This is a genomic window from Rothia sp. HMSC065G12 (genome assembly GCF_001811455.1).
Classification (GTDB): Bacteria; Actinomycetota; Actinomycetes; order Actinomycetales; family Micrococcaceae; genus Rothia; species Rothia dentocariosa.
Map to the genome: position 1 here is coordinate 901935 of NZ_KV804815.1, position 22409 is coordinate 924343.

A 22409-nucleotide genomic window follows, 5' to 3' on the forward strand; every position below is an offset into this window, starting at 1 on the left:
GGCTACTATATTAAGCGACGTTATCACGGGGTGAGCACTCACCCACACACCATGAGGAAGCACGGGCAAAGCCTCGCGCCTTCCGCGAAAGGACAATGATGAAGGTTCTCGTCACCGGTGGCGCCGGTTACATTGGTTCCCACACCGTTCTTGAACTCCTCAATGCCGGACACGAGGTTGTCGTCATGGATAACCTGTCTAATTCCTCCGAAACTTCGCTACAGCGTGTTGCCGAGCTCGCCGGTCGCGCACCCGAGTTCCATAAGGTTGATCTGCTGGATTTTGAGGGTATGAAGAAGCTCTTCCTCGAAATCCGCCCAGATGCGGTTATCCACTTCGCAGGATTGAAGGCCGTGGGTGAATCCGCCGAGAAGCCGCTGTGGTACTACCAGACAAATGTCGCCGGTACCCTGAACCTGCTCTACGCCATGGATGCCGCAGACTGCCGTTCTATCGTGTTTTCATCGTCCGCAACCGTGTACGGTGAGCCCGAATCCATGCCGCTCATTGAGAAGCTGAATATGGATGCACAGTCATGCTACGGCCGCACCAAGGAGCATATCGAAGACATGCTCGTAGACTTGGCAGCTTCCGATGACCGCTGGAATATCGCTCTGCTGCGCTACTTCAACCCCGTGGGTGCGCATGAATCCGGGCGTATCGGTGAGGATCCTTCGGGTATTCCCAACAACTTGGTGCCATTTATCGCTCAGGTTGCAGTCGGCCGCCGCGAGCATCTGAACGTGTTCGGCAACGACTACCCCACCGTCGATGGCACCGGTGTGCGCGATTACATTCACGTCGTCGATCTTGCCGATGGTCACCTTAAGGCGCTGGATTACATTAGCGAGCACGGCGGTCTGCACACCTGGAACCTGGGTACCGGGAACGGCTACTCGGTGCTTGAGGTACTGCATGCCTTCGAGAAAGCCTGCGGTAAAGAGTTGCCCTACAAGATCGTGGCACGCCGCCCCGGTGATGTTGCCGTTTCCTATGCCGATCCTTCCTCGGCACTGGCTGATCTGGGGTGGAGCGCATCCCGAGATATTGACACTATGGTGCGCGATCACTGGAACTGGCAGAAAAATAACCCGAATGGATACGACGCCTAGCCAACTGCCTCACTGAGAGGTTCCTAAGCCGGGTGCATTATGCAAACTTATGCATAAGGCACCCGGCCTTTATATTTTTAACTCTACGTAAGTACACCTGAAGTACAATAAAAACAACATATAGTATTGCGTGAGTTTCATATATTTACATGGTATTTATTGCTTTTATATGGCTTCCATTTCGAGTCACCAAAACTATAACTATGCACAGAAGATAAATTTTTCAATAATTTTTACAGAAAACCCGGCAGCTGTTACATACCCGTTACAAACCTGACGTAAGCTAGAATCTCATTCGTTTTATGAAACCCACGTCATAGATGCATCTCACATGAAAGGGTTATCACCGTGACACAGGCATCTGCACCCGCAGAAAAACCACTCGTAGAGCTCAACGAGGTCAATAAATATTACGGCACCAACCACGTGCTCAAGAACATCAATTTAGCGGTCAATAAAGGCGAAGTTATTATCCTTCTCGGCCCTTCCGGTTCCGGCAAATCAACCCTCTGCCGAACCATCAACCGCCTCGAAACTACTTCCTCTGGCTCTATACATATCGACGGAAAAGAACTGCCCAAAGAAGGCCGCGAGCTCGCCAAGCTGCGCGCAGAAGTGGGTATGGTATTCCAGTCCTTCAACCTCTTTGCGCACAAAACCATCCTTGATAACGTGACGCTAGGCCCGCGCCGCATCCGCAAGCTCTCCAAAGAGCAGGCCGAAGCCGAAGCTATGGAACTTCTCGCCAAGGTCGGGGTAGATTCCCAAGCCGAGAAAATGCCAGCCCAGCTTTCGGGCGGTCAGCAGCAGCGCGTCGCCATCGCCCGCGCTCTCGCGATGAAGCCCAAGGTCATGCTTTTTGACGAGCCCACCAGTGCACTCGACCCCGAGATGGTGAACGAAGTGCTCGATACCATGGTCTCCCTCGCCCGCGACGGCATGACCATGATCGTCGTAACCCACGAGATGGGGTTCGCCCGTAAAGCCGCCGACCGCATCGTCTTCTTGGCGGACGGCGAGATTGTTGAAGAAGCCACTCCGGATGAATTCTTCACCAAACCCAAGAGCGAGCGCGCCCGCGACTTCCTCTCTAAGATCATCGACCACTAGGGGGTGTGCCATGAAAAAATCATTCTTTAACCGCGCCGCCACCAAGTTTTTCGCCGCAAGTGCCGCAGCTGCGCTTGCCCTCGGTTTCACGCTGACCGGGTGCTCCAGCGCCTCGGACTCTAAACCTAAGATTCGCATCGGCATTAAGTACGATCAGCCTGGCTTGGGCTACCAGGACGGTCAGGATTACACCGGTTTTGACGTAGATGTGGCGCGCTACATTGCTGGTAAACTCGGCTATTCGGAAGATCAGATCGAGTTCGTAGAGTCCCCCAGTGCTAACCGTGAGAATATGCTTTCCAACGGTCAGGTCGATATGATTCTGGCGACCTATTCCATTAGCGACAGCCGTAAGAAGAGTGTTGATTTTGCCGGTCCGTACTACGTTGCCGGACAGGATTTGCTCGTGCGCGCCGATGAAACGAGCATTACCGGGCCCGATAGCCTGAACGGAAAGAACCTATGCTCGGTGACCGGTTCGACAAGCGCCAAAAAAATTCAGGATACCTACGCCAAAAACGTGAACCTGGTGAAGCAGAATAGCTACTCGGACTGCGTGGTCGCACTTAACGGCGGCGTGGTAGATGCGGTGACGACCGACGATATTATTCTTGCGGGTCTTGCCGCGACCAAGGCGAATAAGGGCAAACTCAAGCTGGTTGGCAAAACATTCACCACTGAGAAGTACGGTGTTGGCCTGCCTAAGGGTACCGATAAGTGTGAAGCCATCAATAAGGCTATTAACGAGATGGTAGAAGACGGCACCTGGGAGAACCTAGTGAAGAAGCACACGGACGGCACCGGCTACAGCTACAACACCGAAAAGAATCCGCCAAAGCCTTCGGCGTCCTGCGCTTAGGCACGGAAGAGAGGAAAACGATGTCATTCTTTGACCAACTCGGCGCTCTCTTCGCCAAATACGATGTGGTGGGCGCGTTCTGGGTGAATATTCAGCTAACGTTCTGGGCCGCGATCGGATCTTTCGTACTCGGTGCGATCCTAGCGCTGATGCGTATCAGCCCGGTCCCCTCGCTACGCTGGGCGGGTACGATCTATGTACACTTATTCCGCAACACCCCGCTGACGATTCTGATGACTCTAGCGTTACTGGGCGTGTGGACACAGTTTCAGCTGTCGTTCTCGACCGATTTTGAGACGAACTTCTTCGTGTACGCCGTGATCGTGCTGTCGATCTATCACGCATCTTTTGTATGTGAGGCAATCCGTTCGGGTGTGAACACGGTTCCCACGGGTCAGGCGGAGGCGGCTCGTGCCATCGGCCTCGGCTTCATGGATACTGCGCGCATGATTATTTTTCCGCAGGCATTGCGCGGCTCTATTACTCCGCTGGGCAATACGCTCATTGCATTGGCGAAGAACACGACGGTCGCATCGGTAGCATCCGTTGCCGAAGCCTCAGGCATGATGAAGTCCATGATTGAGTTCGATGCGAATATGGTTTTAGCGATCTTCCTGATCTTCGCACTGGGATTCGTGGCGATTGTGGTGCCTTTAGGCATCCTGACCACCTGGTCCTCACGTAAATTGGCGGTGAAGCGATGAAATTCTTTAATTCTGATGTAACCACAAGCACCACTGTCCTCTTCGACGCCCCCGGTCCCCGTGCGAAGGCTCGCACCCGTGTCTTCAATATAGCGGCGATTCTGGTTTTTATCGCGTTCGCTGTCTATGTGCTGAGCGTGATGGGCGCTAAGGGCCAGCTTGAGGCAGAAAAATGGACCGACCTCTTCACCGCAAAAGCCTGGGGTTCCTACTACCTGCCCGGTCTAGTTTCAACCCTGCAGGCGGCGGGTATTTCGGTAATTACCTCTATCGCTTTCGGTGTTGTCTTCGGCATGGCACGTCTGGCGCAAAACCGCGTACTTCGTTGGTTTGGCACCATTGTAGTTGAGTTCTTCCGTGCCGTTCCGGTGCTGATGATGATGATTTTCTTCTGGCTGTTCCTCAGCCGGTTCAGCTGGATTAACCCCTCGCAGCTGCCGTTCCTAGCGGTCGTGATCGGTTTGACCTTCTATAACGGATCCGTGATTGCAGAGCTGCTACGTTCGGGTGTCAAACAGCTGCCGCGCGGTCAGGGTGAGGCGGGCTTGGCGATTGGCCTGACCCCCGGTCAGACCCTCCGCACGATTCTTATGCCGCAGGCCTTCAACTCCATGATGCCTTCGATGCTCAGCCAGTTCGTGGTGATCCTCAAGGACACCGCGCTCGGGTACATTATTTCCTACCCCGAGCTGCTGGCGTCCGCACGACGCATCGGTTCGGGTGACGGCAACGTGTTGCAGACCCTTCTGCTGGCGGCGGCGCTCTTCGTCATCGTGAACTTCGCGCTCACGGCGCTGGCAACCTGGCTATCCTCGTTCCTCGCCTCGCGTACTTCCTCGAAGGTTCGCAAGGTGGACTTGGTTCCCGGCGAGGTCGATAACCCGAATCCGCCCACCCTCCAGATGTTCTTGCTCCCCGGCAAACGCAAATAATCGGAGGTGCGCATCCGGTATAGAAGATGCCCGGAACTTCCTGCTCTGGAGGTTCCGGGCTTCTTTATTTCTCAGGTGGTTTTATTTTTTTGCAGCGTTTTCCTACCCTGCGCTTGCCATCAGACGCTCGGCCGCCTTCGCAATATCCTCATCGGATGCGGTCAGCGCTATACGCACATACCCGGCGCCGTCTTCACCGTAGAAGACCCCCGGTCCCGCAACGATTCCCAGCTTGGCCAAACGTTCGATAGACGCCCACGTATCCTCGCCGAAAGTGGTCCACAGGTACAACCCAGCCTCAGAGTTTTCGACGCGCCCGCCTGCGGCGGTAATAGCTGCGAGAAGCGTCTCACGGCGCGCGCGGTACTTATCTTTCTGCGCCGCCACATGGGCTTCATCTCCCAAGGCGGCAATCAGTGCACGCTGCACGGGTGCGGGAACAATCATCCCGGCGTGCTTGCGGGAGTTGATGAGGTTAGGCATAAGCTGCGCATCACCCGCAATAAACGCGGCACGGTACCCCGCCAGGTTCGACTGTTTTGAGAGTGAATATGCGGCGAAAAGCCCGGTAAAGTCGCCGTCGCATACGCGGGGATCAAGAATAGAGGGCACCCGCTGACCGCCGCGAGCTTCATCCCACGCGCCCCAGCCGAGTTCCGCATAGCATTCGTCGCTGGCTACCACAGCACCAATATCACGTGCCTGCCGCACAATCTCGCGAAGCTCAGCAACATCACGCACCACGCCGTTCGGGTTGGCGGGCGAGTTCACCCACACCAGTCGCACACGCCTGCGCACATCTTCGGGCAGCTCATCAAGCGAATCTGCGGGCACGGACTGCGCGCCAGCGAAGCGAGCCCCCATATCGTAGGTTGGGTACGCCACGCGCGGGTAAACCACCACATCGCGCTCTTGAGTGCCGGGGTCAGTTCCTAGTCCCAGTAGAAACGGAAGCCACGCCACAAGTTCTTTGGAACCAACCGTAGGCATCACCTGGTCGGTGCTTAGCCCGGTGACCCCGCGGCGGCGTGCAAACCAGTCTACGATCGCCTGGCGCAGTTCAACAGTTCCGTGCGTGGTCGGGTATCCGGGGGCGTCGGATGCGACGGTGAGCGCATCCTGAATCAGCTGCGGGGTGTCATCGACCGGGGTGCCGATGGAGAGGTCTATGGTCCCACCCGGATGTTCGGCAGCAAGTTTGCGGTAGGGAATAAGGGTTTCCCAGGGGTATTCGGGTAGATCTAGACCGTAGGCACGCATGGTTCTCCTTGTGCGGCGTTGTAAACCGGCAGATACCGGCTGTTCTTTCGTGCGTAGTCATTGTATCGCGCGTTTGAGTGCTGAGGGTATGGCAAAGCCCCCGTTCCCAGCGTGCGAGATCCGGGGGCTTTAGCCTGTCTTAAGTTTTCAACGTGAGGGTGCGCCGAATGCGCCAGCTACTCCCCCTGCGGTGGTAGGGCAGCGATGAAGGGTACGTCTTTACCGGTTGGTCCCATCTTCGCGGCACCGCCGGGTGAGCCGAGGTCGTCGAAGAATTCGGCGTTGGCGGTAATGTATTCGGACCATTCTTCGGGTACGTCATCTTCATAGTAGATAGCCTCGACGGGGCAGACGGGTTCGCAGGCTCCGCAGTCCACGCATTCATCGGGGTGGATATACAGTGTGCGGTCACCCTCGTAGATGCAGTCAACGGGGCATTCCTCAACGCAGGCGCGATCTTTCACGTCCACGCAGGGCAGTGCAATTACGTAAGTCATGGGTGCCTTTCTAAACCTAGCAGCGTGTGCCTGCCCTGTAATCCTGCAGGGTCGTCGTCCGGCACACGTCGTCACGAGGGTTATGACCTCGTGGAAGTCTGTGTATAAGTCTAGCTTGCACAGGGCATTTAAGCAGATTTTCGTGTCGTAGCAGACAGCCATAATGCAGCCCTTCGTCGGCATTTTTTAGGCTAGGCTTTCCTGCGAGTAAATATTATTTCCCCTAGTCAGAGCCAATAAATTAAAATATAAATTCCAATAAGTTATATTAATCACAACATTTTTCGTGACGCCTCTATGTCATTCTTTAGCTTCATCACAGCTTATGGTGCAGTGCGCGAAGAATTATTAAGCGTTTGAGCTCGGCGCGCTTTCTCTTCGGCCCTGCTATGGCGCAAATGGACCTGCCGCGGGGTGTTATAGAAGGCGTTTCCTTCTTTGGTACGGGTAAAGACGAAAAAGGCAAGCAGAGAGATAACGGGCGTACCCAAAAGCCATAGTGTGCCGTATAAACCAATCGGCGGGTAGTCCGGGTTTACCAGTACGAAGGGCGAATCCGGGCGCATAAAGGCAAGCGCATATATCACCAGGAATGCGAAGGCACCGGTGATAACCGTTGCCCCGCCGCGACGTAGCGCGAGGGAAGCCCACAGCGATGCAAAAAATACGGTGGCGAAGCCGAACACGAGCCCGACAGGAAGCGGAGTTTCGCCCGTATACATGACCCAGGCGTGGTAGATTGAGCCCGCAATACCTGCGAGGATTCCCAGAAGAATGCACGTTATCAGAAGCGATACGATGCCTGCCTGTGTGGGGGTTTCGGGAATTTTGCGCTGTGCGTTACCGTCGAGCAGGCGGTAGGTTTCAACCGCCGAAATTTTCTGCTCTACCTTGTTTGAGAATTCAAAGGTGGTATCCCCGGTGACCACGATCTGCGTTCCGTGGGCTTTCATCGCTTCACGTTTGGCCTCGACTGAGCCGGTGATAGCGCATTGTTGGCGCGCATCCTGTTCTGAGAATTCTCCTTCAATACCCCAGGTCAGTATGGGGCGGTCGTTACTATCGCCCAAGATTTTGAGTGCTTCAAGCACGGCCTGGTGCGTGCGCACATGGTCGGGGTGCCCGTAGCCCCCGTCGAGGTCATAGGTGATCAGAACATCGGGCTTAATATCGCGAATGGCATTAGCAATAGCCTCGGCCTGCGGGGCAATCGGCTGGGCGGTCAAGGAATCTTCACTCGCCTTCGGGTTCGCCACCGGTTTACCGTCTTTGCCCCACGCCATGCCGGAATCACGGTAGATGTTGAGCGCGCCCGGCGCCGTGGCGGGTTCCTCGCCCAGGAAGAAACGCTTGCGCACACCCAGCTTTGCCGTCGCATTGTTAAGTTCAACGCTGCGGTACTCCCCCAGTGCCTCGCCGTTGTCGCTGTTGCCGGGTTTGCCCACTTCAAGATGCTGCAGCTTCGGCGGAATGACTTCTCCCATTTCGCCTCGGGTGAGGGTCAGCAAATGTACCTTGGCACCCTTCTTGGCGTAGTACGCCATCGTTGCGCCTGTTGCCGTGGTCTCGTCGTCTGGATGCGCGTGTACGAACAGCATCACTGCCTCGGAGGGCGTGTAGCCGCTCGGCAGTAGGTCGCGTTTCGCGTTTTTCATCAGGTGCTCCCCCTGGGCGGGGTACTGCGGCGCGGAAGTTTCAGGCATAGTGTCAGGTGACCTTCTGTCAAAGAACAGTTCTTCTATATCTTAAACCACAACCGGGAGCGGTACGGTCATCGTTGCTTGTCATGACGACAAACGCCCGTACTGCTCCCGGCAGTTAGCTATGCTTGTGCACCCTAGTTGGCGCGGGCACGACGGCGGAATTCACGCACTCGCTCGTTCGCATCCAGAATAACCTTGCGGATGCGAATAGCTTCGGGAGTGACTTCCACACATTCGTCTTCGCGGGCGAATTCAAGGCATTCTTCCAGCGTGAGCTTCTTGGGCGGGGTCAGATTCTCGAAGCTGTCTGCGGTGGAGGAACGCATATTGGTCAGCTTCTTTTCCTTGGTGATATTCACTTCCATATCGTCCGCACGAGAGTTCATGCCCACGACCATGCCCTCGTATACTTCGGAGGTCGGTTCCACGAAGAAGGTGCCGCGCTCCTGCAGGTTAATCATGGCGTAAGGGGTAACCACACCGGCACGGTCGGCGATCATTGAGCCATTGGTGCGGTACTCAATATCGCCAGCCCAGGGTTCGGGGTCGATCGAGTACGACGACGAGATACCGGCGCCGCGGGTTTCGGTGAGGAACTGGGTGCGGAATCCAATCAGACCGCGCGCGGGTACCGCAAATTCCATGCGCACCCAGCCGGTACCGTGGTTCGACATGTTCTCCATGCGCCCCTTACGTGCCGCCATCAGCTGGGTTACGGCACCCAGGTGCTCTTCGGGCACATCAATAATCATGTGTTCCATCGGTTCGTACAGTTTGCCGTCGATGGTTTTGGTGACTACCTGCGGTTTACCCACGGTCAGTTCGAAGCCCTCGCGGCGCATCTGCTCCACCAAAATAGCGAGGGCAAGCTCGCCGCGGCCCTGAACTTCCCAAGCATCCGGGCGCTGGGTGGGCAGAACCTTGATGGAGACGTTACCGATAAGCTCGCGGTCAAGACGGTCCTTGACCTGGCGTGCGGTCACCTTCGCACCCTTGACCCGGCCCGCCATCGGAGAGGTGTTAATACCGATGGTCATGGAGATCGCCGGGTCGTCCACCTTAATAAGCGGCAGCGGCTTGGGGTTTTCGGCGTCGGTCAGGGTTTCACCAATGGTAATGTCTTCGATACCGGCGACCGCCACGATTTCGCCGGGACCTGCTTCTTCGGCGGGAACACGTTCGAGCGCTTTGGTTGCCAGCAGCTCGGAGATACGCACGTTCTTAATATCGCCATCTTGACGTGCCCAGGCTACGGTCTGTCCCTTCTTGAGGGTGCCGTTGAAGATACGCACGAGCGCCAGACGGCCCAGGAACGGCGAAGAGTCAAGGTTGGTCACATGCGCCTGCAGCACCTCATCAGGGTTGTAGGTGGGGGCGGGCACATGCTCGATAATGGTCTTAAACAGCGGTTCCAAATCGTCATTATCGGGCAGGGCGCCGTCGGCGGGTTGGTTCAGCGATGCGGCGCCAGCTTTGCCGGAGGCGTAGACGACCGGCACATCCAGCACGCTGTCGAGGTCAAGGTCGGGCACCTCCTCGGACAGGTCAGATGCCAAGCCAAGCAGCAGATCCATAGTTTCGCTGACGACCTCGTCGATGCGCGCATCCGGGCGGTCCACCTTGTTCACGACCAGGATCACGGGCAGCTTCGCGGCGAGTGCCTTGCGCAGCACGAAGCGGGTCTGCGGCAGCGGGCCTTCAGAGGCGTCCACGAGCAGCACCACGCCATCGACCATAGAAAGGCCGCGTTCGACTTCGCCGCCGAAGTCGGCGTGACCGGGGGTATCGATCACGTTGATGGTGATGGTTTCACCGTTCGCGGAGGGCCCATCGTAGAACACGGTGGTGTTCTTCGCGAGGATGGTAATGCCTTTTTCCTTTTCAAGGTCGCCGGAGTCCATCACGCGGTCTTCGACGTCTGCGTGCGCCGAGAACGCGTGGGTCTGCTTGAGCATCGCATCCACGATGGTGGTTTTGCCGTGGTCAACGTGTGCCACGATCGCCACGTTGCGCAAATCAGGGCGCGAAGCGGTGTTTTCAGACATGCGTAATTTTTCTCGCTTAAATCTAGGGGATACTAGGGGCACGCCGCGTTAGATGCGTAAGCTTAAATACGCAACGCGGTATCAGTGCGTGCATGCCCGAGCGTTCTCGTGCGGGCGCGCCAAAACGCGCCTCTGCCTCGGGCTTACCTATCCAGTGTACCACTTGCCCTAGTTTGTCTTGGGCGCAGGTTTTAGTCGGCTTCGACTCAGCACCCGGCATTTTTCTCGTGCAGCCAATCGTCCAGCATGCGGCGGGCGACCGCGTTCGTGCCAGGAAGCTCCAGTTTGGGCACTCCTTGTTTCTGGCGTATAGCTTCAGATTCGGTGATAGCCTGCGCCAACTCGGGCGCGGTGAACCAGCGTGCGGCCCGGATTTCTCCGTCTAGATGTTCCACGGGTTGGGTGTCATCGACCGTTACCCGGTAGCAGATCATGAGCGAGCGCGGGAAGGGCCACACATCGCTCATGCGGTAGTCAAGGTTGAGAGCCTGCAACCCGGTTTCTTCATAGACTTCGCGGGCTACTGCCTGTTCGAGGTTCTCGCCGGGGTCCACGAACCCGGCGATGAGGGCGAAGCGGTTTTCGTGCCAGAGCCGGTTATTCGCCAACAGCACCCGTTCGCCGTCGCGACTGAGGACGAGCGCCATAACCGCCGGTTCGATGCGCGGGAATACGAGCTCGCCGGATGCGGTGCGCCGCACCTGGCGTTCCCCGTCGATCAGCGCGGGATCTCCCGAGTACGCGGAATACTCCATTTCAAGAAGGTAGTCGCGCTTGGCAAGGGCGGCGGCGTAGCGGGCGCGCCCGGCGGGGTCTTTGTGCACGGGGTAGAACCAGAACCCGTTCTGCGATGCGGTGATGGGCGCATCCGTGTTAGCTCGGGAGAGATCTTCTGCGAGCGCGAGCAGTTCTTCATCCTCCAGGTAGGCTGCATGGTAATCGGTGCCTTCCCGGTCAGAGGGCTTTCTAAATTTAGGTTCCAGGCTGGTTTCGATGATGGTGTTTTGTGGCGCTTCAGGCAGGTAATGAACGGTTCCGTTATGGTTCATAAGGGTTTCTCCACGTCGAGAAATAACCAGGTAAAGATTCTGCTGCACGCTCATAGTTTCCACTCTACCGCATGCAGCCTTCATTCCCCCGCCTATGCGGCCTGATATGCCTAAAATCTGCCCGAAATCTGCGCACGTGATGCGCCCCCGCTCATCTGGCACAAGCGAGGGCGTATCTCTGCAGTCTATTCACTAGCCCGGCGGCCTGAGAGTTATGACCCTGAGCGCCCTTCCGGCTTCCAGCCTGCGGCGAGGGCACGCTCATATATTGTCTCTGCGAGGGTATGTTCGAAGGCTTTGGTGAGGTGGTTAGTATCCGCGTACACGTATACGTTGCCGATCACTGAGCGGCATAGATCGTCAGGGCAGTAGATATCCTTCAAATCGAGCAGATAGGCACCACGGTCTGCATATTTCTCGAAAATTGGTGCGGCGGGATTATCACCATATTTCTGCTCAATGGGTTCAGAACAGCTGCTCTTATCCCCCTGAGCCCTAATCGCACACACATACATGTCTTGGGTAAATCGCGGGTTATCGCGCAGACCGATCACCTGGATGCCCGCATCGGTGAAGACGCGCAGGGTTTCGTCGAGGTCAGGGTCTGCGGTCTCGGCATCAGCGCTTGTGTCGGTTGTGGTTGCGATAATCACTACGGTCGTCGGCTTAAGGCGCAGAATTTCTTCCGTGGCGTTCTGTGAGAACGCTATGCAGCGTTTCTTACGGTCGTTGAGGTAGCCCTCGGGGGCTGCGAATGGGTAGGGGCATCCTGTCTCTAGAAGGTTCATCTGATTGGTGCCGGTGCGCTGGGCGATAGGCTCGAACGCAGCCGTCATCTGTAATGCGTGCGAGCTGCCAACAATAATGGTGAGCGGTGCCGAATCGTCCCCGTTCTGTTTGACGGCGCAGGATGTATTCAGAGATTCATGCATGGGGGTAAAGGGTGCGGGGCATCCCTCTCCCCAGTCAGCGAGCATGCCGTAGATGGGGATATCCTGCGGAATAGGCTTTGATACGCGCGACATTTGATCCGTGCCGACTGCTCGGGCGCCTGGATATGTTGCCTCGTCATTTTTCACCAGCTCTTCAGTATTCTGGATCACGGTGGCATCGCGCTGCTGCGCCCAGGTGCGAACGCTCAGAACGGGCGCTCCGATCACCAGCAGAATCACGAGTACATAGGCGAGCTGATTCACCCAGAGAGCGGGGGTGAAAATCGTGGTCACGCGCAGTTTCAAGACCGTTTTATCAAGAAATACGCCGGATCGGCTGCGCAGCGGCTTCTCGATATAAGTGCTCAAAACCCATGCCAAACCGATTGAAACGGCGATAATCACCGTGCCTTCCAGAAAATTCACGCGAGGTTTATTAACCGCAGCGCTGTAGAGCACGAGTAAAGGCCAGTGCACTAGGTACAGGGCGTAAGAAATATTGCCCAAGCTTTGCAACGGCGTGGAGACTAGCAGACGGTCGATCGCGAATTTATGGTCGGTGCGCCCGGCGATCATCACTAGCGCGCCGGAGAGCACGGGCCACAGCGCCAGGTAGCCAGGGAAAGTTCGTTCAACCGGTAAAACAGCGCCGCAGGTTACTAATCCCAGAGCTCCCGCCCATCCCATTACCACGCGGGTTCTCACATGGCGAGGCTTCCATTTCAGCGTCATCACCGCAAGCAGAGTACCAATCGCAAACTCCCACAGGCGGGGGCGGGTATCAAAATATGCATAGGCGGAAATCTGCTTTGTCTCCCAGATTGAGAAGGCAAACGAGGTCATGAATACAGTGCCGAATACCGTTACCGCCGCGGGTACGGGCTTGAAGCGTACCCGATGCACGAGAAACGCAGCCACCGCGAAAAGTATCGGCCAGAGCAGGAAAATTTGTCCCTGAATCGAGAGCGACCAGAAATGCTGGAAGGGCGATTTATCGCTTATACCCTGAGCAAAATAATTAACCGCACCGTTCGCCAGGTTCCAGTTCTGGTAGTAAAACAGCGAGGCTTGGGCATCAACGGCGCGCGCGTTCCAATACAGCGCTGGCAAGATAGCTAAGGAAGCCGCAAGAGTCAGCACAATCACCACGGCTGCAGCAGGCAACAGGCGCGCGAACACATGAGTCCAGTAGGCCAGCAGGTTCAGCGGTTTGCCCTCGTTGATTTTCCGCATGAACGAGAGCGAAAGCAAGAAAGCCGAGATGAAGAGAAAAACATCCACACCGCCGGAGACTTTGCCGATCCATACGTGGTAAAGCACCACGAGAAGCACGGCGAAGGCGCGCAAACCCTGAATTTCGGGGCGGAATCCGCGAGAATCTAGGAACGATTCATACGGCGGGGTATGCTCTGCAGCGGGTACACGAATTCCCCGCAGCGGGTTTATAGGCATAAACAATATCCTGGAGTGAATGTGTGAGTTATGAGTGAGTTTTCATGATGCACAGCGCCGTCGAGAACTTCCACGCACGCTATACGAAAGTCGGCATCGCTCGTGCCCGCATTACCGGATGCACCGAGGCAGGTCTATAAAGACGTCCCCAGTCTACCACCGGTATTCTCCCAAATGTACGCGCGTTTTCGTGTACATTTAGGGGACGGTTTGCTAACCCTTGAGGGCACCCTGAGGATTCGTAAAATCTCCCCTCCAATGCGCGCCGTTCATGGGATAATGCCTGGCGGGAATTATGCACCGCACCCAAACGTTGTGGTCACCAAAAGCGCAAGAACGCGCAAAACCTTCAGGTAAACGCCTGTATAAAGGTGACATCACCGGGTTGAAAGAGAGAAAATAAGAACCATGACTATTACGAACCCGACGACCACCAGCGCGTGGTCAGCACTAACCCAGCACAAAGCATCGCTCACTCCGAATTTGCGAGCCTGGTTCGAGCAGGATCCTTCCCGCGCCCAGAAATTTAGTTTTGATGCCGCAGACCTGCACGTAGACCTCTCGAAGAACCTCATCACCGAAGAGACCGTGCAGCTTTTGCTCAAACTCGCCGAAGAGGTGAACCTCGCCGAACGCCGCGATGCTATGTTCACTGGCGAACACATTAACGTGACCGAGGACCGCGCGGTTCTGCACACCGCGCTGCGCCGCCCCAAAGGCTACTCCCCCGCCCTCATTGTTGATGGGCAGGATGTCGATAGCGATGTTCACGCCGTTCTGAACAAGATTTACGCTTTTGCCGATCGTGTGCGTTCGGGCGAGTGGACCGGCGTGAGCGGCAAGCGCATCGAGACCGTGGTGAATATTGGTATTGGCGGTTCTGACCTTGGTCCCGTGATGGTGTACGAGGCGCTTAAGCCTTACGCCGATGCCGGGATTTCCGCACGGTTCATCTCAAATATCGACCCGACCGATGTTGCCGAAAAAGTTTCTGATCTTGACCCCGAAACTACCCTGTTCATCGTTGCTTCGAAGACCTTCGGCACCCTAGAAACCCTGACCAACGCTCGTGTGGCACGCGACTGGCTGCTCACCGCGCTTGGCGAGGCGAACGCCCTGCAGGGAAAAACCGCAGAAGAAGCCGTGGCTAAGCACTTTATCGCCGTTTCAACCGCGCTCGATAAGGTTGCTGCCTTCGGCATTGACCCCGAAAATGCTTTCGGCTTCTGGGACTGGGTAGGCGGTCGCTACTCCGTAGACTCGGCGATCGGTACCTCGCTGGCCATCGTCTTCGGCCCGAAGGTATTCGAAGAATTCCTCGCGGGCTTCCACGCCATGGACGAGCACTTCCGCACTGCGCCCTTTGAAAAGAACGTGCCCGTACTCATGGGCTTGCTTAACGTATGGTACGTGAACTTCTTGGGTGCCGAAACCCACGCGGTTCTACCCTACGACCAGTACCTGCACCGTTTTCCCGCCTATCTGCAGCAACTTACCATGGAGTCCAACGGTAAATCCGTGCGCGCCGACGGTTCCTTCGTGGACTACTCCACGGGCGAGGTTTTCTGGGGCGAGCCCGGCACCAACGGTCAGCACGCTTTCTACCAGCTTATCCACCAGGGCACCCGCCTTATCCCTGCGGACTTCCTGGCCTTCGCCAACCCGGCTCACCCCACCAAGGATGGCGAGCAGGATGTGCACGAGCTCTTCCTCGCAAACTTCTTCGCACAGACTCAGGCGCTCGCCTTCGGCAAGACCGAGGATGAGGTACGTGCCGAAGGTACCGCCGAGCATGTGGTAAACGCCCGTATCTTCAGCGGCAACCGTCCTTCGACCTCTATCATAACCTCCCGCCTGACCCCGCGTGTGCTGGGCGAGCTGATTGCCCTCTATGAGCACATCACCTTTGTGCAGGGTATCGTGTGGGGTATCGATTCCTTCGACCAGTGGGGCGTCGAACTCGGCAAGAAGCTGGCGCTCGATCTGGTGCCCGCTATCAAAGGCGACCGCGAGGTTCTGGCACGCCAGGATTCTTCGACCGCATCCCTGATCGACTACTACCTTAAGCACCGCAAGTAGCAGTGCCCTAGGCTAATATGCGCGGTACCCCCGATGAATGTCTGATCGGGGGCACCGCGTTTTAACCGCCGCTTTCGTTCGTCTTCCCAGTTCTACGGCATGAATGAGCCTACATAACCTTGAGGGTATCGCGCACCAGCTCCGCCACGATGCGCGCAACCACCGACTCAGGCAGAGTAGGCACCGATTCGCCTTCTACTCCCCCAGCATCGGCATGTGCAGTAAACGTTGTCTGTGCGTCAGAGGGCTCATGATCGACTTGCGTGGCGGGAATATGCACAAACCCCGCAGGAATCCGCCGCCCCTGGCGTTCCAGAATACGGTGTACCTCATAAAATACGTGGTTGCACACATAGGTTCCGGCGGTGTACGAAATCTCAACCGGTAGCCCCACACCGCGCAAACGCTCATAGCTTGCCCGCACCGGCAGGGTCGAAAAATACGCTTCGCGTCCATCCGGGGTAATCGCCTCATCCACACGCACCACACCGTCATTATCCTCAATATCGGCGGAGTCCAGGTTGATAGCAACCCTCTCAAAGCTCACCTTATCCCGTCCGACTGCCACGCCCAAGCTGAGCACCGCATCCGGGCGAATATCGGTCAGCATCTCCCCTAAAGCTTCTGAAGAACCCGCATAGCTCACCGGAACCTCACGGGTTACAACCCGTACCGCAGAGTCGTCGGCAAGTACATCAGCCACCTGCCGCGCTGTTACCCCGCTCGGGTTCACGCTCACGCCGGGAAACGGACCGAAATAGGTGATGAGAAGGGTCTTTGTCATCGTTGTCCTTTACACGTCGTCGGGTACCCTAGAGGTATGGCACGCACACACCGTCACGAAGAAGAACCCGTTTTTCTTCTCCAGGATACCCCCGATGCCCTGCGCGAAATCGGCGTTGATGATGAGCAGGAGGCGCTAGCCGCTGTTCGTGAACCCGCACAGGCGTTAGAAGGTGCCTCGTTCCTTCAGGCGGTGGGGCGGTTTTACCGCTTCTACACACTCGGTCGCGGGCACGCCAGCCGCTCCGAAGTGCTGTGGGCATTGCTCTATTTGACACTCACCACTGGCGCGGTACTGGGGTTGACGGTCTATCTGGGCATGCTCTCAGAAGACCCTCACATGGAGTCCCTGATTCGGGTTCTCTATATGCTTATGATGACGCTCACGCCCGTATGGATTATTGTGCATATTCTGCCGCTTTCTTCGCTTCTGAGCAGGGCGCGCGGTAAAAACTAGACGCGTCCACGCCCCCTACCGACGGGTGATGCAAAAACGCCCGCAGCACTCAGGCTACGGGCATGTAAAGGGCTAGGTTCTCCAGAACTTCAACGGGCTATTTCCTAAGCACCTTCATAAGCTCTTCGGGAGTGTCAACAACAATCAAACGTTCCAGATACGAAGGCCGCAAAAGCTCAGTGCTGGCCATATATTGCATCGCCTCAACGAGCTTATCCCAGTACCCATTAACATTCAGGAGCGCCACAGGCTTCGTGTGAATCTTGAGGAATTGCCAGCTAAATACCTCGAAAAATTCTTCCAAGGTTCCGGGGCCACCGGGCATCGCAACGAAGGCGTCGGCCTTATTAATCATGGCGATCTTACGCTGATGCATGGTATCGACAATATCGAGGGTTGTCTGCCCGGGGTACACGCCCTCCCACTCCACGAGCTGGTGGGTGACCACGCCGTAGACTTTGCCGCCCGCATCCAGGGTCGCGCCCGCGACGGTTCCCATCAGACCGGTGCGGCCGCCTCCATAAACTACCCCCACGCCACGTTTTGCGCATAGGGTTCCCAACTCACGGGCGCAGGCGGCAAAATCGGGGTCATTGCCCATAGTAGCGCCGCAATACACGGCAAGGTTAAAACTATCTCTCATGTTCTGCTTCTTTCATCGGATGCGTTCATACACGCGACGGTGCGCGGAACGCGTGCGTCAACGTAAAATTTTTACGGGTGATTTATCCCTATGCACCCTACCGCCCCCGCGCAGCCGAGCGCAAGCCTTATCGCTCATATCGCGCATATTTTCAGCGGATTCACAGCGGCACCGATGGCGTTTCGCCAGGACTTATTCTGCAGATAAGCGGGAAGATACGCTCGGTATTCAGAGGTGCCTGATCGGTATAGTCCGCTGCGGGGTCTACCCAACGTAATTCAGCAATTTCGGCATGCGGGCTCAGCTGCTCAAGTATCTTTTCCTCTTGCGGATGCGGCACATACTCAAAAGTTTCGGCCCGTACCACGAATCCGCTTTCGTTCAGGGCGGGGGCATCAAACTTGCCAAGGTATACCATCTGGGCAGGATCCGGCGCAAATCCCAGCTCTTCAGTAACCTCACGCACCGCCGCATGCAGAGGGCTCTCCCCCGCATCGGGTTTACCTCCGGGCATCATAAACCCATGTGAGGCGGCTTTACGCACGGTCAGTACGTGCCCGGCGTGATTGCGGATTACCACTGCAGAAACGTGCACAATTCTCTGTGCTGTATCAATTGCGGGATGTTCATCAACCATCTTTCTACAGTAGCTTATGTACAGCGCGTATCAGCCAAAATTTCAGAGGCTCTTCAGCTGGTCTATGAGGTAATCACGCAGAATGACTGCATGGTTGCAGGTCGGGCTCTTAGCACCATACAAAAGCGTAACGCGAGAGGACTGGAGCTTCTGCGCACCCGCAACCATACGCTCAAGCTCAGGGTGTACCTCGGCATTACTGTCAAGCTCGCTCAGATAGCGTTGTTTGAAGGATTCAAAATTCTCTGGTTTATGCCCAAAATCTCGGCGAGCCTCCGTCGAAGGAGCTAAGTCCTTCGCCCATTCATCAAGATGAGCCTTATCTTTTGAGACTCCGCGCGGCCAAAGCCTATCAACGAGTACCCGGTATCCGTCATCCGAGGAAGGCTCTTCATATATGCGCTTAATAACTATATCCATAGTGCCAATCCTACGCCGGAGAATCTGCCTGGTACACCTAACGTTAAGATATGTGGCCCGCCAGGATATGTACATTATCGATGTATAACTACATGCTCGATATATGATATTTTCCGGACGAAAGTATTTTCTAATTTTATTGTGGAGTATATATAAAAATTTTCATCATCAAAAGAAAATACTGCCGCGTCTAAATCCCCAGTTTTAGTGCGTTCACATCAATTCCCGCCGGGCAGGCTTAGACCCCCGCCGTGCCTCTACCCTAAACACGCTACGGGGGTCTTATCCTAGCTTGAGCATTCATGTCTGTGCTTTTTCCCAGAGGGCACATCCCCTGAAAACAGTGAGTGCTTCAAACGAATCTATACATCCCCGACGATACCTTACGGGGTATTCTCATAGAGCGCTCACATAAGGCTTAACCGGCCGTAAACCTACGCATGCACGAACCAAAGGTCAGGAAACTTCATATCGTACATAAGAGAAGGTTCACAATAGTGAACGTTCTATGTCTTTACAAACATACCCTGCTCACAACACGGAGGTAAAGCATTTCGGGCAAACTTTATTATATCTTTATATTTACCCACGGAGTTGAAACATATATACCGTTAAAAAATGGTACTACCACATAATAGTTTACCGTGAAACTCTTTATCAAAATGTGATTTTATAGCAATAAAACCCGCCGGGGAATACCTCACGATATTCCTCCGGCGGTCTTTTTATTGATAATTCCGTTCGCCGAAATTACTTGCCCGTTTTAACCTCAAGACCCGAGACGTCCACCTGTTCCAGCGGAATCAAACGGTCGCGGGTTACGATAGCGTGAATAGCCCAAACTGCCACAAAGACCGGCAGGCCTATATATGAGCTCATCACGCCCACCCAGTCTCCCGCAAGGATCGCCTCGTAGTTCTGCCCACCGATCACCAGCAGACACATAATGAAGGCAATAATCGGCCCCACCGGGAAGAAGGGCGCCGTATAGGGAAGATCGTTAAGGCTATGCCCCTGCCGCATGTAGGCGCGGCGGAACCTATAGTGCGCCACCGCGATACCAACCCAGGTAATGAAACCGGCTAGACCCGAAACATTAACTAGCCACAAGTAGGCCGCATCCGGCGAAATAACGGAGGCGATAAATCCGATAGCTCCCACGGCGGAAGTTGCCATGAGGGCGGGCATCGGCACGCCCCCCTTATTGACCTTCGTGAAAATCTTGGGGGCTTTACCCTCCTGCGCGAGTGAGAACAACATGCGTGCCGAGACATAGAGGCCCGAGTTACCTGCAGAGAGCACAGCGGTAAGAATCACGGCGTTCATTGCTGCAGCGGCGAAGGCAATACCAGCGCGTTCAAAGATAAGGGTGAAGGGAGAAATGTTAATATCGCCTTCGGCTGCGGTGAGCAGATTCGGATCGGTGTAAGGAATAAGGAATCCTATAACCACCATGGCACCGATATAGAACAGCATGATGCGCCAGAATACGCTGGTGAGTGCGCGCGGCACATCGCGACGGGGGTTCTTGGATTCTCCGGCGGCAATACCGATCATCTCGGTACCCTGGAAGGAGAACCCGGCGACCATGAAGATAGCGAAAATAGCGACGGGCCCGCCTACAAAAGGAGCTTCGCCCGTGGTCCAGTTTGAGGTACCCGGTGATGCACCTCCGAGAACCCCGAAGATCATCGCGATTCCCGCAATTAAGAACACAATAACGGTGACCACCTTAATAGTGGCAAGCCAGAATTCGCCCTCACCGTAGGCTTTGGCAGAAAGAGTATTAAGCCCCGTCAAGAGAACTAAGAAGATGCCCGCCCACACCCACGAGGGAGTTTCAGGAAGCCAATACTTCATCACTTCCCCGACCGCTACAAGCTCGGCCGCGACGGTGATTGCCCAGTTAAACCAGTAGTTCCACCCCATGGCAAACCCGAAGGATGATGAAACGTAACGTGTTGCGTAGGTTTGAAACGAACCTGGGACGGGCAGATGCGCTGCCATCTCACCCAGAGACTGCATGAGGAACAGCACCATAATACCGATCAGCCCGTAAGCAACGATAGCGCCGCCCGGCCCGGCGGTAGAGATAGTTTTGCCGGATGCAACAAACAGACCGGTGCCGATAGCGCCGCCGATGGCGATCATCTGCATATGACGTGCCGAAAGACCGCGTTTCAGATCAGTATCTGCAGCAGCATCACTCGCATCCGATGCTGACGAAGACTGTTGTGAAGTTTGTGCCATTGTTTTCTCTCTATTCTGAAACTTCCCAGATATGCGGGTGTCACACAGCCATCAGCTTTCTCCTGGTGTTCCCTCAATATCTAAGCCGGAAGATCTTATGTGCGTATCCTCTGAAGAAACGCCGTTACGGCATCCTGAAGTATTTCTAATGATGCCTAAATTTTTCTAATCAAGCTCTAATACTACATCTCTCATACGTGCTACGCCACTTCGAAAGCTGTATGTGCACTGCCCCCCCCTCTAGGCAATAACCGTCTTTACGCACAAAAACGGGGTGGATACCTCATGAGAGAGATACCCACCCCGAATTTGTAACCTCTATAACGACAATTCGTCGTTAATTAGGCCTTGTTGCGGCGAGTCAGCAGAACCACAAGTCCGGTCATCAGGGAGAGCAGACCCAGCCCAGCGGCGAACAGAACGCCACTGACACCGGTGTGTGCCAAGCTTCCTGACTTCTGGGAGCTCGCGGAGCTACCGTTGTCTGCCTGAGTGGCCTGGTTAACAGCTGCGTTGCCGCCGCCGTTCACCTGTGCGGAACCGCCGTTGCCGTTATCGCCAACGAGACCGGCGCCACCGCCATTAACATTGGGAGCATTGCCGACGAGGCCAGCGCCGCCACCATTGTTATTCTCAGAACCGTTGCCAACAAGACCGGCGCCGCCACCATTAACATCTTCAGAAGCATTGGTGTTCACGGCCTCGCTACCGCGGGATACCGCGCCAGCGTTGAGGTCAATATCGACATCGTTGCTGATGGTCACAGTACCCTGATGCTGGGGAGCCCGGTTGTCACCGGTCTGACCCAAACCACCCCGACCGTTGTCGGAATCGTTATCAGCAGTCAGGCCCAGTCCGCCATGATCTTGATGACGCTGCTGCTCCTGGAGGATTTCGCCTTCAGAAGTGCGAGTGTAGCTCTCGCTCAGCTGACCGAACTGTGCACCCTGGCTTTCGCTTCCGGTAGCCTGTTCAGTTTCGGTGGCGGTGTTGCCACCAACCTGACCGAGACCGCCCTGACCATTAGGTGCGGGCGTATTTCCAGCATTACCTGGGGTGTTAGGAGTAGCGTTATCGCCTACCCAACCAAGACCGCCGTGACCGTTAGGTGCAGGCGTTACGGCATTATTTTCCCCAGGAGTTACCTGAAAAAAATTACCGCCGCCTTGGAAGCAGTCGTCACCGCCGTTGTCCCACTGGCCCCATCCGGGAACGGTTGCGCCAAAGTCCCAGCCACCTTGGTAGTGACCGTTGAGGTTGAAGTCACCTTCGTAGTAGCCGCCGCCACCGATGTTCCAGTCGCCACCACCCTTGTTGTTATCGGGGAGGCTGGGATCGGGGGTGCCGGGCTGGCCGGGCTCACCGGGCTCACCGGGGGTACCAGGCTGACCGGGCTGACCAGGCTGGCCGGGCTGACCAGGCTGACCGGGCTGACCAGGGGTACCAGGCTGACCAGGCTGACCGGGCTGACCAGGCTGACCGGGC

18 protein-coding genes and 1 pseudogene are annotated in these 22409 nt (G+C 55.9%); 7 read left to right on the forward strand and 12 right to left on the reverse strand.

Features of this window, described 5'->3' with window-relative positions; all coding sequences use genetic code 11:
- The first annotated feature begins 98 nt into the window (after positions 1-98).
- The 5 genes from galE to HMPREF2804_RS09025 all read left to right on the forward strand — a co-directional run bounded on the left by galE (position 99) and on the right by HMPREF2804_RS09025 (position 4717).
- A complete protein-coding gene (gene galE, locus HMPREF2804_RS09005) occupies positions 99-1112 on the forward strand; it encodes a UDP-glucose 4-epimerase GalE (RefSeq protein ID WP_037231082.1) in 1014 nt (337 codons plus the stop codon).
- A 348-nt stretch (positions 1113-1460) separates the two neighbouring features.
- Positions 1461-2222 (forward strand): amino acid ABC transporter ATP-binding protein, encoded by a 762-nt coding sequence (locus HMPREF2804_RS09010; RefSeq protein ID WP_004005123.1) that lies wholly within the window; start codon positions 1461-1463, stop codon positions 2220-2222.
- Between the two features lie 10 nt (positions 2223-2232).
- Complete coding sequence (locus HMPREF2804_RS09015) at positions 2233-3081, forward strand: glutamate ABC transporter substrate-binding protein (RefSeq protein WP_070627991.1); 849 nt, start codon at positions 2233-2235, stop codon at positions 3079-3081.
- A 20-nt stretch (positions 3082-3101) separates the two neighbouring features.
- Positions 3102-3785 carry an amino acid ABC transporter permease gene (locus tag HMPREF2804_RS09020; protein WP_048754175.1) on the forward strand — a complete coding sequence of 228 codons (684 nt, stop codon included), beginning with the start codon at positions 3102-3104 and terminating at the stop codon, positions 3783-3785.
- Positions 3782-4717: an amino acid ABC transporter permease gene (locus tag HMPREF2804_RS09025; protein WP_070620999.1), complete on the forward strand. Its 936-nt coding sequence runs from the start codon at positions 3782-3784 to the stop codon at positions 4715-4717. The genes HMPREF2804_RS09020 and HMPREF2804_RS09025 overlap by 4 nt, the downstream gene beginning before the upstream one ends.
- 102 nt (positions 4718-4819) lie before the next feature.
- On the opposite strand, the gene dapC is transcribed toward HMPREF2804_RS09025, so the two are convergent.
- The 6 genes from dapC to HMPREF2804_RS09055 form a co-directional block, all read right to left on the reverse strand.
- Complete coding sequence (gene dapC / locus HMPREF2804_RS09030) at positions 4820-5977, reverse strand: succinyldiaminopimelate transaminase (protein ID WP_070627993.1); 1158 nt, start codon at positions 5975-5977, stop codon at positions 4820-4822.
- Positions 5978-6153: 176 nt separating this feature from the next.
- The gene (gene fdxA, locus HMPREF2804_RS09035; RefSeq protein WP_004005129.1) at positions 6154-6474 is read right to left on the reverse strand and encodes a ferredoxin; all 321 of its coding nucleotides are present in this window, start codon (positions 6472-6474) and stop codon (positions 6154-6156) included.
- 323 nt (positions 6475-6797) lie between these two features.
- The gene (locus tag HMPREF2804_RS09040) at positions 6798-8177 is read right to left on the reverse strand and encodes a PIG-L family deacetylase (protein WP_070450494.1); all 1380 of its coding nucleotides are present in this window, start codon (positions 8175-8177) and stop codon (positions 6798-6800) included.
- A gap of 134 nt (positions 8178-8311) precedes the next feature.
- Positions 8312-10222 carry a translational GTPase TypA gene (gene typA, locus HMPREF2804_RS09045; protein ID WP_048752998.1) on the reverse strand — a complete coding sequence of 637 codons (1911 nt, stop codon included), beginning with the start codon at positions 10220-10222 and terminating at the stop codon, positions 8312-8314.
- A gap of 206 nt (positions 10223-10428) precedes the next feature.
- Positions 10429-11325 (reverse strand): NAD(+) diphosphatase, encoded by an 897-nt coding sequence (locus HMPREF2804_RS09050; protein WP_246824230.1) that lies wholly within the window; start codon positions 11323-11325, stop codon positions 10429-10431.
- Between the two features lie 158 nt (positions 11326-11483).
- The gene (locus tag HMPREF2804_RS09055; RefSeq protein WP_070627997.1) at positions 11484-13655 is read right to left on the reverse strand and encodes an acyltransferase family protein; all 2172 of its coding nucleotides are present in this window, start codon (positions 13653-13655) and stop codon (positions 11484-11486) included.
- 408 nt (positions 13656-14063) lie between these two features.
- On the opposite strand from HMPREF2804_RS09055, the gene pgi reads away from it, so the two are divergent.
- Positions 14064-15734, forward strand: a complete 1671-nt coding sequence (gene pgi, locus HMPREF2804_RS09060) for a glucose-6-phosphate isomerase (RefSeq protein ID WP_070627999.1) — start codon at positions 14064-14066, stop codon at positions 15732-15734.
- A gap of 109 nt (positions 15735-15843) precedes the next feature.
- On the opposite strand, the gene HMPREF2804_RS09065 is transcribed toward pgi, so the two are convergent.
- The gene (locus HMPREF2804_RS09065) at positions 15844-16518 is read right to left on the reverse strand and encodes a pyroglutamyl-peptidase I (protein ID WP_070628001.1); all 675 of its coding nucleotides are present in this window, start codon (positions 16516-16518) and stop codon (positions 15844-15846) included.
- A gap of 36 nt (positions 16519-16554) precedes the next feature.
- Between HMPREF2804_RS09065 and HMPREF2804_RS09070 the strand changes: the two genes are divergently transcribed.
- Positions 16555-16974, forward strand: coding sequence for a hypothetical protein (locus HMPREF2804_RS09070; protein ID WP_070628004.1), 420 nt, complete (start codon positions 16555-16557; stop codon positions 16972-16974).
- A 97-nt stretch (positions 16975-17071) separates the two neighbouring features.
- Here HMPREF2804_RS09070 and HMPREF2804_RS09075 read toward each other — a convergent pair whose 3' ends face one another.
- The 5 genes and pseudogenes from HMPREF2804_RS09075 to HMPREF2804_RS11125 all read right to left on the reverse strand — a co-directional run.
- Positions 17072-17617 carry an LOG family protein gene (locus tag HMPREF2804_RS09075; RefSeq protein WP_070450511.1) on the reverse strand — a complete coding sequence of 182 codons (546 nt, stop codon included), beginning with the start codon at positions 17615-17617 and terminating at the stop codon, positions 17072-17074.
- A 160-nt stretch (positions 17618-17777) separates the two neighbouring features.
- Positions 17778-18254 carry an NUDIX hydrolase gene (locus HMPREF2804_RS09080; protein WP_070628006.1) on the reverse strand — a complete coding sequence of 159 codons (477 nt, stop codon included), beginning with the start codon at positions 18252-18254 and terminating at the stop codon, positions 17778-17780.
- 42 nt (positions 18255-18296) lie between these two features.
- Entirely contained in the window at positions 18297-18674 is a 378-nt protein-coding gene (locus HMPREF2804_RS09085; protein WP_070628008.1) for a DUF488 domain-containing protein, read from the reverse strand.
- Positions 18675-19424: 750 nt separating this feature from the next.
- On the reverse strand, positions 19425-20924 hold the full coding sequence (locus tag HMPREF2804_RS09090; protein ID WP_070628010.1) for an amino acid permease: 1500 nt from the start codon (positions 20922-20924) through the stop codon (positions 19425-19427).
- Positions 20925-21265: 341 nt separating this feature from the next.
- Positions 21266-22409 (reverse strand): annotated as a pseudogene (locus tag HMPREF2804_RS11125) (hypothetical protein); the annotation flags it as partial.